The sequence below is a fragment of the Chlamydiota bacterium genome, assembly GCA_012729785.1.
Taxonomy (GTDB): Bacteria; Auribacterota; Tritonobacteria; order UBA1439; family UBA1439; genus UBA1439.
Genome location: JAAYCL010000045.1, coordinates 1 through 16,341 on the forward strand (window position 1 = coordinate 1; position 16,341 = coordinate 16,341).

Consider the following 16,341-nt stretch of genomic DNA (forward strand, 5'->3'; position numbering starts at 1 on the left):
GACCTCGGCGGGGGTCTTCTCGTGGGTCTACGAGACGGACAACTACGTCAACTCCTCACCGGCGGTCGGGACGGACGGGACCGTCTACATCGGATCGATAGACAACACCCTCTACGCCCTCCACGGCCAGGCGCCGTCGGTCGCGCCGCCGGTCCAGGTGAACTTCCAGCCGCCGGACGCCTTCCCGCCGCCGGACATCCTTATCATCGACATCGGCCGGGGCTACGACTACCGCGGCCGCGACTGGGGCTGGTAACCGCGGCGCGGACGCTGTAGGTATCCGATTCCGCCCCTTATGGTTGCATCGTAATTTGCCCCCGAGCCGCCGCCCGCGGACGCTCTATATGGCGTTTCCCCCTCCCCTGCATAGTGCCCTAAAAAGTCACTCGGCAGCAGGCGAGAACCGACTGCAACTTCTGCGCGACGGGTGCGCGGGCCCACCCGCACCGCTCCTGTCTGTTCCGGGTGCTCCTTGTCAACCGCCCAGTCCGGGTGTTATCATCCGTATCCGATCCGGGAGCGCGGTCCGCGGCTGCGGCCGCGGCGGAGGGGGAAGCGGCGGGATGAAGAAACGCACGCGGGCCGTACTGGGGATCGCCCTTGCCCTATGCTGTCTCGCCGTGGCGTTCCGCGGCGTCAACTTCGGCGCCCTCTGGGAGGCCCTCGCCCAGGCCGATTACCGGTGGCTCTTCCCGGCGATGGCGTGCGTGTCGGTCTCGATGCTCTTCAGGGTGTTCCGCTGGGGGTGCCTCCTCTCGCCGACAAAGCGCATCGGTTTCTGAAACCTCTTCTCGGCCATCAGCATCTGCTTCATGGCCAACAACGTCCTGCCCGCCCGAAGCGGCGAGGTCATCCGCGCCGTGCTCATCGGGAAGAAGCACGGCGTGAGCATTGGCACGGTGCTCGCCACGGTGGTGCTCGAACGGGTGTCCGACGCCCTGTGCGTGATGGGGACAGTAGGAGAGCGGGTCGCGGTCCGCCAGCAGATCCGCGAGCGTGGGGAGGAAGAGGATCTTGAACGTCCCGGGGCCGCTGCCTGCGGCGATCGGTCCCGGGGGGGATGGCCCCGGCGCGCGCAACGACCGGGGTGCCGTGTATCCGCGGTATCCCCGCCCGTCTGATCGAGCGGCTCGCTCACACGCGTCGGATGCGGCGATTACGGCCCGCTGTCCGCATGCCGCCCCATCCTTGCTCCGCCGCGCACTCGCGACCGTCCGATCGACCGGACAATGGGCTCGGCGCCGCGGCGCTCCTGATGCTTCGACGCCCGACACTGCTGTCCCCCGAATGGTGCGTCGAAACGATGGAACGTCGAGACGACGAAGCTCAGTCAGCCGGCGCATACCGCGGGCTTAAACCGGCGATAGCGGGAACCTCCACGCCGGCGGTCACCGCCCCTCCGCTTCGAGACGGGGAGGAGAAGCGGCGTGAGCCGCAGAGAGAACCGGTCGAAGCTGCAGCCGGTTTCGTGCGCCCTACTGCACCTGGAAGAATGCGCTCACGTCGAGAAACGCCTGCCACCGCGACTGCACGTCGACGGTGCTGTCGAAAAACGCGGTCACCAGCGCGTAGGTGCCCGGCGGTGCCCCCTCCGGGACCCTCGCGCGGAGGATTTCGTACTCGAACGGCGCCCCGAGGGCCGGCATGAACCAGACCAGCGGGTTGAGGGTCATGCCGAGCGTCCGGGCATCGCGCATCGAGCCGTCGGGAAGCACGACGACCACATACGGCCGGAACGGCCTCTTCACCGATTCACGAAGCACAAACGTCCCCCGGAGGATCTCCCCGCGCGTCACCAGCGACGAACTGAGAACATTCTCGGCGGAAGGGAGCGTCGGCACGGGCGTCGGGGGGACCGTCGGCGTCGGGGTCTCCGTCGGCGTCGGGGTCACCGTCGGCACCAGGGTGGGAATCGGCGTCGGCGTGGGAACGGTACGCGGCTGGACCGCGGCGTAGCAGTCGATCTCGCCCCATCCGTACACGGCGTTCGGCGGCGCCGGGGCCGAACATTGACCGTCCTCGGTGGGGACCGCGGACTGCTCGATGATACGTTGTGTCTGCGCGACATCGCCGATGAGACTCGGGTCCGCCGACCATAGAAGCGCCACGAGGCCCGAGGTGTGCGGCGCCGCCATCGAGGTCCCATTCCAGCCGCTCTCGTACGTATTGGTGGGAACCGAGGAGCGGATGTTGACGCCGGGGGCCACCACGTTGGGCTTCGGCGTGACGGGGGTCATCTTGGAAGGCCCGCGGCTGGAGAAGGAGGCGATGGAGCCGCCCTGCGAGACCGCGCCGGTGCTCGTGACGATGTCATAGTCGCCCGGGGACCCGTGCGTGGAACATTTGGATCCGCTGTTGCCCGCGGAGAACGACATGTAGATGCCCGCGTCGACAAGCGTTTGGATCGTCGAGTAGCACCAGTCGTCCCCGCCGGATCCGCCCCAGGAGTTGTTCATCACGTGCGGCGCCTTTTGCGGGTCCGGGTTCGCCCCGGAGAGATCGGTGGGCGCAAGGGCGAACTGGAAACAGGCGAGAAGGTGCGCATCCGAACATGAATTGGACGCACACCCCTTGCAGGCGATCCATTTCGCGCCCGGAGCCACCCCGATCCTGTTCCCCCCCCCGTCGTCGCCCACCATTGTGCCCATCGTGTGCGTCCCGTGATCGTTGTTATCGCCCGGCGCCGCGGGAAAGCGCCCGCCTGGATCAAACCAGTTGTAGTTGTGGTCCGCCGCGGCGCCGTTCCACCCTCGGTAATGGTTCTTCAGGGCGGGATGGTCCCACTGGACCCCCGTGTCGTTGCCCATCACCACGATGCCGCTCCCCGTCACCCCCAGCTCGTCCCAGACCCGGTCGGCCTGTATCTGCGTCAGATTCCACTCGACCGCCAGGGACCCGTCCCCCGCGTCTCCGGTTCCGCGCCGGACGAGATCGATGTAGTTGGCCGTCCTGTTCGGCCTGATCTCCGCTGCGTCCGGATGCTCCGCGACGTCCAGCAGCACCTCGAGGTCGCCGGTTACGAGCACCATGTTCTTGATCCAGTACGGGCGGTACTCGACGCTGCGGCTGTCCAGCCAGGCGCGGATTTTCCTCTGGGAGCTCTCCGCCTTGGCGCGCAGCGTCTCGAAGACGTAGCGGCCCTTCTCCTCTTTCCGCGCGAGCCGCCGCGCCGCGGAGAGGTCCGCCTGCTCCTTGAGGATCACGAAGAACTCCGCTTCGCCGTCCGCGAAGATCGCGTCGGCGATCTCCTCCGGTATGACGGGTGCGCCGGAGGCGGCGTGTGCGGCGAGGAGCGCCGTGATGAAGGGAAGGAGACGCGCTGCGACGCGCATGCGGCCTGGAAGAATAGCCATCGGACACTCCTCGGGTTACTACTCCGGTACGTAGAGCACTCGGTACGACCGCGGTCAATCGCGCTCTGATGCGCTCTTTCGCCGCATTTCAGTCACTCCGGGCGATTCTGCTCCAAACCGGGGCGGGGAACCGGCCATCCCGCCATACAAGTTTGGATCATTTGCGCGGCAGATTACAATCCCCCGAGGGGGGAGATTTTCAGGGGGTCTACTCCGCGCTTCATGGAACGGATGCAGGTGGCGGGGGAACGGATCTCGACGGCCGGCGATGCGGCAACCGATGCTCCCGCAGCGGATTGCAGATCGACAGCGAGGAGCGCGCGCTGCGGCGAGGCGCATGCGGCTCACCTGAAACGGGGGAGACCGCAGCCCCGGGATTCCGGCCGCACGGGAACGCCGGCTGTTCCGTGAAGCGGAATACGATGCGCGGCGTGGCCATGCAAAGCCTGCTGCGGAGCCGAGACCGGCCCCTATGCCGGCTTCAGGGTGAATTCTTTCACCGCCAGCGCCGCCAGATCCGCGGTGCTGCGAAGTTTCAGCTTGGTCAGAATATTTCTCCGATGTGTCTTTACGGTCTCGGGGCTGATGTGCATCCGCTTCGCGATCTCGCTCCTCCCCGTTCCTTCCGAGATTAAGGTCAGGATGAGTTTCTCCTTCTTTGTCAGGTTCTCCCACCCCTCGATCACCTTCGCCGGCCGCGCCGCCAAGATCACCTCGGCCACCACGTCCGAGAGCGCGGGGCTCAGGTACCGTTTCCCCGCCGACACTGCGTCCATCGCGCACAGGATCTCATCCGCGGCCCCGTCCTTGAGCAGGTACCCCGACACGCCCTGCCGGACCGCCTCCGCCACGTACTCACGGTCCGCGTACATCGAAAGGATGATCACCTTCAAGGCGGGGTGCAACTCCCGGATGTGCCGGCAGGCGTTCAGCCCGTTCATTCTCGGGAGCCCGATGTCCATTATCAGGATGTCGGGGCGCAGCTTCTTCGCCAGTTCGATCGCCTCGACGCCGTCGATCGCCTCGCCCACCACCGAGTATCCCGCGCGCTCCTCGATCAGGTCGCGCACCCCCTTCCTGACCAGGGCATGGTCTTCCGCGAGGAGCACCCTCCTCACCGCAGAGGTGCGCCGCCGCTCCCTCATCCGTTTCGTCCTCATCCGCTTCCCCCCTTCCGTCGCGCGCGCGGCGCGCAGAGCGGCAGAGGCACGCGCGCCTCGATCCGCGTCCCCGCGGCGGGGACGGACCTGACCGCGAACGAGCCCCCCACCCCCTCGATCCTCTCGCGCATCCCGGTCAAACCGAGACCCGTCACCCTGTTCGCCCGAAGCGGCCCGAACCCCTTTCCGTCATCGACGATCCGGAGCGTCAGGGTGCGCCGGATCTTGCGGAGGGAGATATCGATGCGGGTGCACTCCGAATATCTCAACGCGTTGGTCAGCGCCTCCTGCGCAACGCGGTACAGCGCGATCTCTATCCTCGCGTCCATCTTGCCGCGGACGTTTCGGGAACGCAGGCGGACGGGTATGCCGCTCTGCAGGGAGAGCGACTCGACGAGCTGCGACAGGGAGGGGACGAGGCCGAGGATGTCGAGGGTGGGCGGGCGCAGCCGCCGGGAGATGGCCCTCACGTCGCCCAGCGTGGCATCGATGAGGGCATAGGCCTCGGTGAATTCGGCCGGCGCGGCGCAGTCCCCCTCCGCGCACCTCTTCCCGATCCGCCGGAGATGGAACCTCAGGGCCGCAAGTCGCTGCCCCACCTGGTCGTGCAGTTCGAGCGCCATCCGCTTGCGCTCCTCCTCCTGGAGATCGATCAGCATCTTCGAGAAGCTCCGCAGGTTGTGCAACTCCTCGGCCCCGACCTCCGTGCCCGCCTCGATCGCCACCACGACGCTCCCCGATATCCTCCCCTCGGAGTCCCTGACCGGGAAGACGCCGACGAGATGGCGGCGCCCGTCCCTGACAGCGGATTCCCCCCACGCCGGCTTGCCTGTCCGGATCGCCACAAGGGCGGGGCACCGGGGACACGGACGGCCGCGGCCGTGCCAGACCTCGTAACAGCGCCGCCCAAGTAGGTCCCGGGGCATCATCCCCGCCCGCCTGGCCGCGGCCAAGTTCGCCCAAACGATCCGTGATCGTCTGTCGTTGTACGAGATCGACTCCGAGATGCTGTCGAGGATCAGCGCCTTCTCCTCGCGCAAACGCGCGAGCTCGTCCGCCGCATTCTTTGCGTCGGTGATATCTCGGCAGCTGGCGACGAATCCGATCTCCCCGCCCTTTTCATCGCGCAGAACGGTTGTCTGCACAAAACAGGGGAACGCGGTGCCGTCCCGCCGTGCGTGCCAGAGTTCTCCGGAATAACGCCCCGTGGACCTCGCCTGCGCGAACGCGGCCCGCACCGCGGCAATCTGTTTCCGGCTGTGTAACACGGCGGACGGTTTGCCGGCCAGCGACCCGGGCGCGCGGCCGTGCATCACCGCGACGGCGGGGTTGGCGTATACGATCTTTCCGTGGAGATCGATCACGCCGACGCCCTCCTCGACCTGCTCCGCGGCTTGCGAGAGCAACTGCAGTCTCCTCTCGTTCGCCCAGCGCCGTGTCCAATCGATGAAGGTGGCCTGCACCGCGGGCCTGCCCTCGTAGCGCACACTCCTCGATGAGATCTCCGCGTGGCAGATACCGCCGTCTTTCCGCACGATCCTCCAACCGTTTAAGAGCGACGCTTCCCTCCCCGCGATGCGTTTCCCCAGGTAATCGAGCACGGCCGCGCGGTCCTCGGGATGGAAGCACCGCGCCGCTTCTTTGGGTCCCAGGGAGGTCAGTTCCCGCGCACGATAGCCGCTCATCCGCAGGAACGCCCTGTTGGCGAACAAGAAGCGCAGCGGGCGGAGCCGCACTATCGCGATCCCGACCTGCATCTGCTCCACGAGCGACCGGTACCGATGCGCCAGTTCACGATCCGCCGCGCGGCGTGCATGCCTTCTCATTTCCGTCGCGCGCCCCCTCGACGAGGCCCGGCCCCTGCCGCCGGCCGGGCAGACAAAAAAGGCGCGCCCGGTTTCGGACGCGCCGCGCGATTCAGATCCATGTCCCCGTCGATGCGCTGTGCCGTTCATGGCGCCCTCGCGTAGCCGATTTTCTCACAGCCCGCTCCTGCGCGCAATCTGAACTTGTCGGATCCCCGCCGCGGACGCCTCTCTGCGCCTCGACCCCGCCGAACGTCCGCGAATACGAGAAGGCAGCTCGCGGCGTCACCGCCGCGAGCTGCCCGGATTAGCCGATGCCAGCGAAAACCGTCAGAGCCTCTTCTCCGCCAGACTCCCGAACGTCACCTCGTCCTTGAGCACCTCGATGCGCCTCTCGCCGATGCCGGGGACATTCTTGAGCTCGGCAAGATTGTCGAACGGACCGAACTCCTTGCGGTGCTCTATGATCCTCACCGCAAGATCTCTGCCGATACCCGGCAGCCGTTCCAGCTTGCGCTTTGATGCGGTGTTGATGTTCACTTTCCCAGCAGCGTACACCTGCGTTTGACCGGCCATCGCCAGGAACGCGCATCCAACCAGCACCATCATCATCATCTTTCTCATTTCGCTCTCCTTTCTAATATGGAGCGTCAAAGCAAATACATCGCCTGATGCACCCAATGATAAGCACATTTGATGCCAAGATTCGTGCATTAAACAAGTATTGATCTAATATGCTGCATTGCAGCATATTACTGATATTGCGGAAAATGATAATTCCAGGTTTTAATAATTAGTTTTGCTAATAATATCACTATTGCATATAACTATATATTCTTTTATGTATGGTAAGAGCAAGCGGTCTAGTTGCTAAGTGAAGCATTGACTCTACTTGCGATTAAGATATAATGCGTCATTGTCTGTTGGGTTGGAGATCTCGTGAGGAGAACATACATCCCTCACTTGAATACGGTTTGAAAGGCGCACGGAATGACTCCCGAGATGAAGCAGCAGTACGTGGTGAACAAGTTGTTCTCTCTTCTCCAGGCGGCGCAGGAGGTCTCCTCCACAAGGGACAAGACCAAGCTTTTGGAGGCGATCGTCTGCTCCGCCACCAAGGTGGTGGAGTGCCGGAACTCCTGCCTGATGCTGCTTCGCCCCGAGACCGATGAGCTCGTCGCGTTCGTCGTGGTCGGGAGCGACAGGAACAAGATGCAGGAGGTGCGGTTCAAGGTCGGCGAGGGCATCGCGGGATGGGTCGCGAAGCACGGAGAGCCGGTCCTCTCCAACGATGTGCAGCACGATCCCCGCTACTCCCACAAGCTCGACGCGATTACCGACATCCCGCTCAAGTCGATCCTCTGCCTCCCGCTCAAGGCACGGGACAAGGTTCTCGGCGTACTCAACATCATCAACAAGCCGGATGACGGCCGTTTCACGGAGGAGGATCTCCATCTCGCGCAGGCGTTCGCCGAGCAGGTTTCCATCGCGATAGAGAACGCGAACCTCTACGACGCGATGTCGAAGGAGAACAAGATTCTCCGCGAACAGCTCGATATGGCCCCCCGCCTCCTCAAGAGCTTTTCCCCCTCGATGAAGGCCGTCATCGAGATGGCCCGGCGTGCGGCCGAAAGCGACGCCACCGTGCTCCTCCTCGGCGAGAGCGGCGCCGGCAAGGAGGTCGTCGCCCGTGCCATCCACACCTGGAGCGACCGCAGCAGCCGCGCCTTCGTGGCGTTGAACTGCGCCGCCCTCCCCGAGCAGCTCCTCGAGAGCGAGCTGTTCGGGCATGAGCAGGGCGCCTTCACCGGCGCGATCCGGATGAAGAAGGGCAAGGTCGAGCTGGCGAACGGCGGGACCCTCTTCCTCGACGAGATCGGCGAGATGAAGCTCGACCTCCAGACCAAGTTTCTGCGCATCCTCCAGGAGCATCAGTTCGAGCGGGTCGGCGGGACACAGACCATAAGCGCCGACCTTCGCGTCATCGCCGCGACGAACAAGGACCTCCGGGAGGAGGTGCAACGGGGCGCCTTCAGGGAGGACCTCTTCTTCCGGCTGAACGTCATCACCCTGCCGATCCCGCCCCTGAGGGAACGAAGGGAGGACATCGTCTACATCGCCAACCGGTTCATCGAGCGCTACTGCGCGGAGGAGGGACGCTCGATCCCCGTCATCACCGCCGCGGCGAAGCAGGCGCTCCTCGGGTACGCGTGGCCCGGCAACGTGCGGGAACTGGAGAACGTGCTCGAACGCGCCATCGTGCTCGGCGCGAAGGAGACGATCGACGCGGACAACCTGCTCCTCGACATCTCCCTCGTCCCGTCGCGGCAGGTAGCCATCGACCGCCCCTACCGCGAACTCGTGAAGGAGTTCAAGAAAGGCGTCATCGCGGAGGCGCTCCGCGAGTGCGGCGGAAACCAGTCGCGCGCGGCGGCGAAGCTCGGCGTCACGCAGCCGTACCTCTCCAAGCTAATGAAGGACCTCGGTCTCAGGTAGACGCCCGCGTCCCCGCGCCGTCGGGGAGGTTCCTCCGCGCGGGGGCGCCGCCGCGACGCCCTTGAACCGCCTCCTCAAGATGCTATGATTTCCCTATCCCCGCGCCCCACGACGGCGCGGGGGGATGAAAGGGTATCGTATGATTTCCGGCTCCCGCCCGCGCCTGTCGGCGCGGCTGCCTGTCGTCGCGGCCTCGTGTCTCGGGGCCGTCTGTCTCGCCGGCTCCTGCGCCTTCCCGCGAACGCCGTTTTTCCCCGCGCCGCAGATCCACGAGGCCCGGCCGTTCGACGGCATCCCCGTGACGAACCGGGACTACGATTTCGACGGCGACCTGAGACCGGAGTTTCGGAAGCAGGATTTGGACGGCGACGGGGTCGTCGACCGCTACCTTAAGGACCTCGACGGGGACGGGACGTTCGACCTCTCCATCCCCAAGGCGCCCGAAGCGGATCGGGCACTGCGCCACCTGATCATCTGCGTCGACTCCGTCCCCTTCTCCGTGATGGATGCGCTGTGGCGGCAGGGGCGCTTCAGGGACTTTTACCCGCCCGGCCGCGTCATCAGTACCTTCCCCTCCGACACCAATCCCGCCTTCGCGGACCTGTTCGGGATGGAGAAGACGCCCGGGATCGAGAACCGATACTTCGACCGCCTCCGCAACCGGGTCGCCGGGGGCGCGTGGGATCATATGGTCCGCCCCACCGGCGACACCTTCCACGCCGCCTTCGACTACGAGCAGCACCCGCGCTACGGAGCCCTGATCTACCTCGCTCCGTACGCGGTCGCCGATCACGACCTGGCACGCTGCCGGGCGGTATTCCGCCGCCTCCTCCGCGAGAAGCCCCCCGACCGGCCGATCCTCCTCTACATCGGTTCGACGGACGCCCTGGCCCACCGCGAGGGCCGTGAAGGGCTCACCCGCCATCTGCTCATGCTGGAGCGGATGCTCGACGAGATCATCTTCGAAACCGCGGGCGAGGTGCGTATCAGCCTCTTCTCGGATCACGGGAACAACCTCGTCCCCAGCGGTCAGCTGGTCGACCTCCAACGGCATTTGTCCCGCAACGGGTTCAGGGTCGCCGGCTCGCTGCGCTCTCCTCGCGACGTGGTGATCCCGCGCTTCGGGCTTGTGGGCGTCGCGTGTCTCTATACCCGGGAGGAGAATCGCGCGGAGGTGGCACAGGCGCTCACCTCGCTCAAGGGGGTCGATTTTTCCGTGTATGAGAACGACGGCGCCTGCGTTGTGGAGGGGGCGCGCGGCAAAGCCGTGATCAACCGGAACGGCCGGCGCTACCGCTACGAGATGCTCTCCGGCGACCCGCTCAGCCTCGGCGGGATAGTTGCGGAGATGCAGCGCCGCGGGGAACTCGACAGGCAAGGGTACGCGGACGACGCGGCATGGTTCGAGGCGACCGGCCTGCACGTCTACCCCGATATCCTGCGGCGCCTCTCCGATGCCGTCGAGAACCACGTCGTCAACCGCCCCGACGTGTTCGTCAGCCTCGAGGACGGCTACTGCTACGGGAGCGGATTCTTCGTCAACATGATCGCGCTCCGCGGCACGCATGGAAGCGCAAACGCTGCGCAGACGAACGGGATGGCGATGTCCACCGACCGCCCGGTGCCCGGCGTCATCCGGGCGGAGGAGATGATGACGGCGCTCGGCGCGGTGAGGCCCGGAGGGCCGCCGGCTTCGCCGATCGGCGCCGCGCCCGCGGAGCCGCCGGACGCGGAACCCCGCCGGGAGCCGGAGAACCCCGCGCCGCCCGTCACAACGGCGACCCCGGCCCCGACCGCCACGCCGACGGCCGAGCCCACCCCGACGCCCACAGCCGTGCCGACGTCGACGTGCACGCCCATGCCGCAGCCGTCCTCGACGCCCACGGCCCCTCCGCCCACGGCGACCGTTTCGCCGGCGACCCGAACCCCCGCCCCGACGAGAACGCGCAGGCCGCGCGTGCGGGCGCTGCGCAGGACCCCGTTGCCGAGGCGCACCATGCCGGCGCGGGTCCCCCCGCCGCAGGGAGACGTCCGGTCCCAACCGGAGTAGGGGATGCGCCACGGAGGGTCAGGAACGGCGTGCGGGCCGCATTTCGTTCCCGCTTCGCCGCGCGCGCTTCTCGCCGGCCTTGATGCGGTTCCAGTTCGCGACCACCTCCCGCGACGACGAGACCTTCGTGTCCGCGAAGACGTGGGGGTGCCGGTGCGTGAGCTTGCCGATGAGCCCCTCGATAACCTCCTCGACCGTGAACGCCCCCTCCCGCGCGGCGAGTTCGGCGTGGAACATCACCTGGAGGAGGACGTCCCCGAGCTCCTCCCGCATCCCGTCCCGATCGCCCCCATGGACGGCGGCGATGAACTCCTCCGCCTCTTCCCGGAGATAGGGGATGAGCGTCTCGTGCGTCTGCTCGCGGTCCCACGGGCAGCCGCCGGGGCCCAGAAGCGTGCGGAACAGGGCCTTCAACTCGCCGAACCGGGTCGCCGCCGAAACCGTCTCCGCGCCTCGCGACTTCACCTCGCGAGTGCGTTTCCTTTTTCTTTCCACTCTTTGAGGCCGCCCTTGTAGTCGAGGACAGTATACCCCAGCGCGGAGAGCTTCTTCGCCGCGGAGGTGCTCGCCGTGCACAGGAAGCTCCCGCAATAGACCACGACCCGCGCGTCCTTTTTCAACATCCTCTCCGCGGACTCCTTCGTGATCTTCCCCACCGGAAGGTTCGACGCCCCGTCGATATGCCCCTCGCGGTACGACTCCTCGTCGAGCACGTCGAGAAGCACGTACTCCTCTCCCGAATTCCTGATCTCGATGAACTGCGCGTAGCTGATCTCCCTGACTCCGTCCTTCTGGGCCGCGGCGGCCGCGATACGGTCAAAGGCCCCCGCCCGCGTCCCTGCCGCGCACCCGGCGCCGCCCGCCGCGACTGCGACGGCGAGGAGGATCGATCCGTGCCGTTTCATCGCACACCTCCGATGGTCGCGCCGGGGGGTGTCCCGCGGCACATTCAGTATACCATGCCGCTACCGCGACCGGCCGATCGCGCTCATGTAGAGGACGCTCTCCGTCGTCCCGTCGATCCCCAGCAGGGCGTTCATCTCGTCGTCGAACAGCGCCCCGATCTGGCAGCTTCCGAGGCCGAGCGCCGCGGCAGCGAGTGCGAGATTCTCCGCGATATGCCCCGCGTCGAGGTAGACGTAGCGATAGGCGCGCTGCCCGTATCTCCACCGCGCGCGGGAGAAGACCGCGGCCCAGATAAAGACCGCGGCGGCGGCGGCGCACATCTCCTGGCCAAGCGCGGCCCGCGCCGTCTCCGCCCCGAAACGCCCGAAGCGGAGCTCCTCGAGCGCGTGCCGCCCGACGGCGTAATGATACACCCCCGGGCGCACGCCCTCCACCCGGTTCACCGTGAGGTACGTTTCGATCGGGTACAGGGCGCCCGCCGAGGGAGCGGTGCGGAACATATGGCTTCCCTCGCGGCGCTGTATGCCGGTCGAGGCCCAGAGGAGGTAGGAGAGCTGCCCGAGGGAGAGCGGCTGCTGCGCGAATGCGCGGACGCTCCTCCTCTTTCGCAAGGCGCTGTCGAGCGACATCCGCCCGCCGGAATCGGGTTCCGGAAGGGGCAGGACCGCGGCGTGGGGATACTCCTTGTACGGCGGGGGCGGCTCCTCTCCCGTCGCGCCGCCGCCCAGCCCGCCGGGACGGTATTTCGTCTCCCGCTGGAACCTCTCCCCGATGCCCTCGGTCATCTCGCCGCCCCCTGCCGTGTCGTCGCGCGCGCGCCGCTGCCCGAGTGGTTAGTGAAGACCGTTTTCGTCTGCGCGGAGAAGTTCACCCCCTCCCCGGCCATCTCGCAGTCGCCGCAGCCGGCGGCCTTGCATTCGCCGAACGGCCACTGCACCTCTTCGAACGGATCGCGGGCCGCCGCGAGTGCCTTGCGCACCTCGGGCTCGCCCGCCGCGACGTGCGGGACGGCCGTTTCGCACCTGTCGGCGGGGTTGACGTTCCGGACCGCGGGGCCGTCGGCCGGCGTTCTCCACTGCCATCCGCCGTGGCTTCGTATCCCCGTCGTGTCGCTCCTGCCTGTCCCAGGCGAGTATGACAGCATACCGCCGGTTCGTCAACCCGCGCCCGCACAACACCGTGGGGGTGAGAAAGATGAACCAACCCGCCCTCACCCCGGCCCTCTCCCCCCATGCTTGGGGGCAGAGGGAGAGCAAGCAGGGGACATTTCTAATAAGTTAATGGAGGGGACATTTCTAACGAGTATTGACACCCGCGCCCACACAAGGATCCTTACTTTTCCATTTTCGTCTGCATGGGGACAGTGAGGGGGGATGACATCTCTTCCCCGTTGTTCACGCAGGAGCGGTAATCCAGAGCGCCGCACCTTGAAACTAAATCGCTGCTTCCGCCCGGACGGCATTCGGCACCCCCTCGCTGTCCCCCCTTCCGAGCGATTTTTGGAGATTTATTAGCTTGACACCGACGCGCAAGTGTGCAATATTAATGTTGAAGGTTGGGGTAGTTGTGGTTGCAGCGGGACCGCAGTCAGACGGCGATGAAGTCAGTGCGGAACGTGCCTTCTGACTGCGGTCTTTTTTGTCCGCAAACGCCGTACCGATCGTCCCCCGGCGCGGAGTCGGGGTCACGCGGAGGAGGTCCTGCCCCCGGAGGTCCATCGATTTTGCCGTTTGCGCAAGGTTCTCCTACGTGCTATGCTGAAAAACAAAATGACTGGACCCGCGAGGAGGATCGGACCATGACGAGACGCGGCGGATACGGCAGACGGCGGGCGCTTATGTGCGCGGCTGTACTGGCACTGACCTGCCGGGGGGGGATCGCACAGGAACAGGCGGCAGCGACGGCGGCCGCGCCGCTCTCCCCCGCACCCTCGGGCACCCTCGCCGTGTACTTCCTCGACGTCGACCAGGGGGATTCCACCGTCATCACGACCCCCGCAGGCAAGACGATCCTGATCGACGGGGGCCGCGGCGGCTCCGGCTACAAGAGAAAGGACAAGGGCAGAACCGTGATCATCCCCTTCCTGAAAAAGAAGGGGATCAAGAAGCTCGACTACGTGGTCATGACGCACGCCGATGAGGACCATATCGGCGGTCTCGTCACCGTGGTCACCGAGACGAAGCCGGACAGCCCCTGGCCGATCGAGATCGTCGAGTTCATCGATCCCGGGCAGGCCCACACGACCTACCTCTACAAGGAGCTCCTCGCGGCGGTGATGAGCCGCCCGGATATCGGGTACCGGAACCTTCTGAGCGGGGAAAAACTCGACCTCGGCGAGGGCGTGACCGCCGAGGTGCTGAGTCCCTCCACCGTCGAGGGGAAAGGCTCCAACGCGGCCAGCATCGTGCTGAAGGTCACCTACGGCGCCGTTTCGTTCCTCCTGACGGGCGACGCGGAGAAAACCGCGGAAAGGAATATGCTCGAGACCTGCGGGGACAAGCTCAGGTCGACGGTTCTCAAGGCCGGGCACCACGGCTCCAACGCCTCCTCCACCGAGGCGTTCGTGAAGGCGGTGAAACCCGAGGTGGTGCTGATCAGCGTCGGGCAGAAGAACAAGTTCCACCTCCCCGACGAGGAGGCGCTCGGACGGCTGCAGGCGACGGGGGCGAAGATCTACCGGACGGACTACCAGGGCACCATCGTCATCAAGACGGACGGCAAAGAATACGGCGTCACGACCGAGCGCGAGTTGCCGCCCCCCGACAAGCGGTGGGACTTCGTCCCGGTGTTGACCGAGGACCAGAAGTTGGATATCAACAGCGCCTCCGCGGCAGAACTGCAAACGCTCCCCAAGATCGGAAAGGCGCTCGCACAGCGGATCATCGATCGGCGCCCCTACAAGAGCGTCGACGAACTCCGCAGGGTCCCGGGGATCGGCGTCAAGATCCTCGAGCGGCTGCGCCCCCTCGTCACGGCACGGCCTCCCGCCGAAACGGCCCCGCGGAAGGCTGCCGATGCCGAAGTTGCTCCCGCCGCGCCGCCGACTGCAAGCCGGCCGCCGGACGAAGCGGCCAAGGTGAACGTCGACGCCGCCTCGATCGAGTAACTCCAGCAGGCGCCGGGCGCGGGCCCCGCGACGGCGAAGGCGATCGTTGAGGGGAGGCGCACGGGACCGTCGACGGCCTGAAGAACGTTTCGGGGGTGGGGGCCGCACAACTCGAGACGACGCGGCCCCGCCTCATCGTTGATGCCCCCGATCGTCCGCGAGCCGGGGGCCGCGGGATCCGATCCGCAGGGTTTCCGGGGCTTCTTCCGATTCCCGGCGGCGCGGTTATTTGCGCCGGATGAGTATGTTCTTGCGGTGAGGATCGGAACCCGACGGACGCGGGCTCATCTCGAACGCCCCCATCGCCCTCACCAGCGTGCTCAGCTTGCCGAAGCCGTAGTTCCGCGAATCGAATGACGGGGACTGGTTTGAGATCGTCTCCCCCACCCTCCCCAGGTCGGCCCACCCGTCCTCATCGGCGACGGCGTCGATCGCCCCGCAGACGAGCTCCATCAGCCTCGAGTCCTTTTTCACGGCGTCCGGGCCTTTGAGCTTGCGGACCGCCTGCCCGCCGCCGGCCTGTTCGTCGTCCTTCTTCTCGCCCCCTCGTTTCAGGATCTCGAAGTAGATGAACTTGTCGCAGGCGCTGACGAACGAGGCGGGCGTCTGGCGCTTGCCGAAGCCGTAGACCGTGATCCCCGCCTCGCGGATGCGCGAGGCGAGGCGGGTGAAGTCGCTGTCGCTCGAGACGAGGCAAAACCCCTCGAACCTTCCCGCGTAGAGCAGATCCATCGCGTCGATGATCATCGCGCTGTCGGTCGCGTTCTTCCCGACGGTGTTGCGGAACTGCTGGATCGGGTGGATGGCGAAGGTGGCCAGGACCTTCTTCCAGCCCTGGAGGCTGGTCGAGGTCCAGTCGCCGTAGATGCGCTTGACACTGGCGGTTCCGTACTTGGCGATCTCCGCAAAGAGCGGTTCAACGACCGAGGCGGAGGTGTTGTCCGCGTCGATGAGCACCGCGAGCCGTTTTTCCTGCGCGAATCGTGCGTCCATGATCGGTTCCTCCATCTGGGGCTGTTCAGCGGGCGGATCGAGGCGGGGCCCCCGTGGCGTTCCCGGGATGCGCCGCGCGTTCGAGCTGATCGACGCGGTAATAGCGCCCGGACGGGACCGCCCTGATTTGGAAGGACCGCCCGACCTCGATCCCTTGCCGCGTCGGATTCCGGACGCGGAAGAAGAATGTCTCGCCCGGTGACGGCCCGGAGAGCACGCGCTCCACCTTCAGGTCGATGATCCAGTTCAGGTCGGAGTTCACCAGGGGCGAGTACGCGATCCGCTCCACCGTGGCGACGAACGTGGAGGCGGGGGACGCGCCCCTCGGGGGGGCGGGGCCGCGCTGCGGGACAATCGCGGTGCAGGCGCCGAGCAGAAGCGCCGCCGCGAGGGCCGCAGACGCCCCCGCGGCCCCGCTGCTCCCGCACAACCTCGTCGCCCGCCTCCGCCAGCCGTTCACTGGATCCTCCAT

16 protein-coding genes are annotated in these 16,341 nt (G+C 66.3%); 6 read left to right on the top strand and 10 right to left on the bottom strand.

What is annotated here, in order from left to right:
- The 3 genes from GXY35_11550 to GXY35_11560 all read left to right on the top strand — a co-directional run.
- Positions 1 to 256, top strand: a 256-nt coding sequence (locus tag GXY35_11550) for a PQQ-binding-like beta-propeller repeat protein (protein NLW95212.1), incomplete at its 5' end; no start/stop codon positions are given.
- A gap of 307 nt (positions 257 to 563) precedes the next feature.
- Complete coding sequence (locus tag GXY35_11555; protein ID NLW95213.1) at positions 564 to 782, top strand: hypothetical protein; 219 nt, start codon at positions 564 to 566, stop codon at positions 780 to 782.
- A gap of 30 nt (positions 783 to 812) precedes the next feature.
- On the top strand, positions 813 to 1,121 hold the full coding sequence (locus tag GXY35_11560; GenBank protein NLW95214.1) for a flippase-like domain-containing protein: 309 nt from the start codon (positions 813 to 815) through the stop codon (positions 1,119 to 1,121).
- Positions 1,122 to 1,475: 354 nt separating this feature from the next.
- Here GXY35_11560 and GXY35_11565 read toward each other — a convergent pair whose 3' ends face one another.
- The 4 genes from GXY35_11565 to GXY35_11580 form a co-directional block, all read right to left on the bottom strand.
- Entirely contained in the window at positions 1,476 to 3,353 is a 1,878-nt protein-coding gene (locus GXY35_11565) for a S8 family serine peptidase (GenBank protein NLW95215.1), read from the bottom strand.
- 470 nt (positions 3,354 to 3,823) lie between these two features.
- On the bottom strand, positions 3,824 to 4,513 hold the full coding sequence (locus GXY35_11570; protein ID NLW95216.1) for a response regulator transcription factor: 690 nt from the start codon (positions 4,511 to 4,513) through the stop codon (positions 3,824 to 3,826).
- Positions 4,510 to 6,339, bottom strand: coding sequence for a PAS domain S-box protein (locus GXY35_11575; protein ID NLW95217.1), 1,830 nt, complete (start codon positions 6,337 to 6,339; stop codon positions 4,510 to 4,512). Before GXY35_11575 ends, GXY35_11570 begins: the two co-directional genes overlap by 4 nt.
- A 309-nt stretch (positions 6,340 to 6,648) precedes the next feature.
- Positions 6,649 to 7,032 (bottom strand): ComEA family DNA-binding protein, encoded by a 384-nt coding sequence (locus GXY35_11580; protein NLW95218.1) that lies wholly within the window; start codon positions 7,030 to 7,032, stop codon positions 6,649 to 6,651.
- A gap of 288 nt (positions 7,033 to 7,320) precedes the next feature.
- On the opposite strand from GXY35_11580, the gene GXY35_11585 reads away from it, so the two are divergent.
- Both GXY35_11585 and GXY35_11590 read left to right on the top strand, forming a co-directional pair.
- Positions 7,321 to 8,814, top strand: a complete 1,494-nt coding sequence (locus tag GXY35_11585; protein NLW95219.1) for a sigma 54-interacting transcriptional regulator — start codon at positions 7,321 to 7,323, stop codon at positions 8,812 to 8,814.
- A gap of 124 nt (positions 8,815 to 8,938) precedes the next feature.
- The gene (locus GXY35_11590; protein NLW95220.1) at positions 8,939 to 10,864 is read left to right on the top strand and encodes a hypothetical protein; all 1,926 of its coding nucleotides are present in this window, start codon (positions 8,939 to 8,941) and stop codon (positions 10,862 to 10,864) included.
- Between the two features lie 18 nt (positions 10,865 to 10,882).
- On the opposite strand, the gene GXY35_11595 is transcribed toward GXY35_11590, so the two are convergent.
- The 4 genes from GXY35_11595 to GXY35_11610 are packed head-to-tail and all read right to left on the bottom strand — an operon-like array spanning position 10,883 to position 12,914.
- A complete protein-coding gene (locus GXY35_11595; protein NLW95221.1) occupies positions 10,883 to 11,329 on the bottom strand; it encodes a hypothetical protein in 447 nt (148 codons plus the stop codon).
- Positions 11,326 to 11,769, bottom strand: coding sequence for a rhodanese-like domain-containing protein (locus tag GXY35_11600; protein ID NLW95222.1), 444 nt, complete (start codon positions 11,767 to 11,769; stop codon positions 11,326 to 11,328). The genes GXY35_11595 and GXY35_11600 overlap by 4 nt, the downstream gene beginning before the upstream one ends.
- Positions 11,770 to 11,829: 60 nt before the next feature.
- Positions 11,830 to 12,555: a SagB/ThcOx family dehydrogenase gene (locus GXY35_11605; protein NLW95223.1), complete on the bottom strand. Its 726-nt coding sequence runs from the start codon at positions 12,553 to 12,555 to the stop codon at positions 11,830 to 11,832.
- The gene (locus GXY35_11610) at positions 12,552 to 12,914 is read right to left on the bottom strand and encodes a hypothetical protein (protein ID NLW95224.1); all 363 of its coding nucleotides are present in this window, start codon (positions 12,912 to 12,914) and stop codon (positions 12,552 to 12,554) included. Before GXY35_11610 ends, GXY35_11605 begins: the two co-directional genes overlap by 4 nt.
- 654 nt (positions 12,915 to 13,568) lie before the next feature.
- On the opposite strand from GXY35_11610, the gene GXY35_11615 reads away from it, so the two are divergent.
- Positions 13,569 to 14,876, top strand: coding sequence for an MBL fold metallo-hydrolase (locus GXY35_11615; GenBank protein NLW95225.1), 1,308 nt, complete (start codon positions 13,569 to 13,571; stop codon positions 14,874 to 14,876).
- Positions 14,877 to 15,101: 225 nt separating this feature from the next.
- Here GXY35_11615 and GXY35_11620 read toward each other — a convergent pair whose 3' ends face one another.
- Together GXY35_11620 and GXY35_11625 are read right to left on the bottom strand one after the other, a co-directional pair.
- Positions 15,102 to 15,869, bottom strand: coding sequence for an NYN domain-containing protein (locus tag GXY35_11620; protein NLW95226.1), 768 nt, complete (start codon positions 15,867 to 15,869; stop codon positions 15,102 to 15,104).
- 25 nt (positions 15,870 to 15,894) lie between these two features.
- Positions 15,895 to 16,329, bottom strand: a complete 435-nt coding sequence (locus GXY35_11625; protein NLW95227.1) for a hypothetical protein — start codon at positions 16,327 to 16,329, stop codon at positions 15,895 to 15,897.
- Between the last annotated feature and the right edge of the window lie 12 nt (positions 16,330 to 16,341).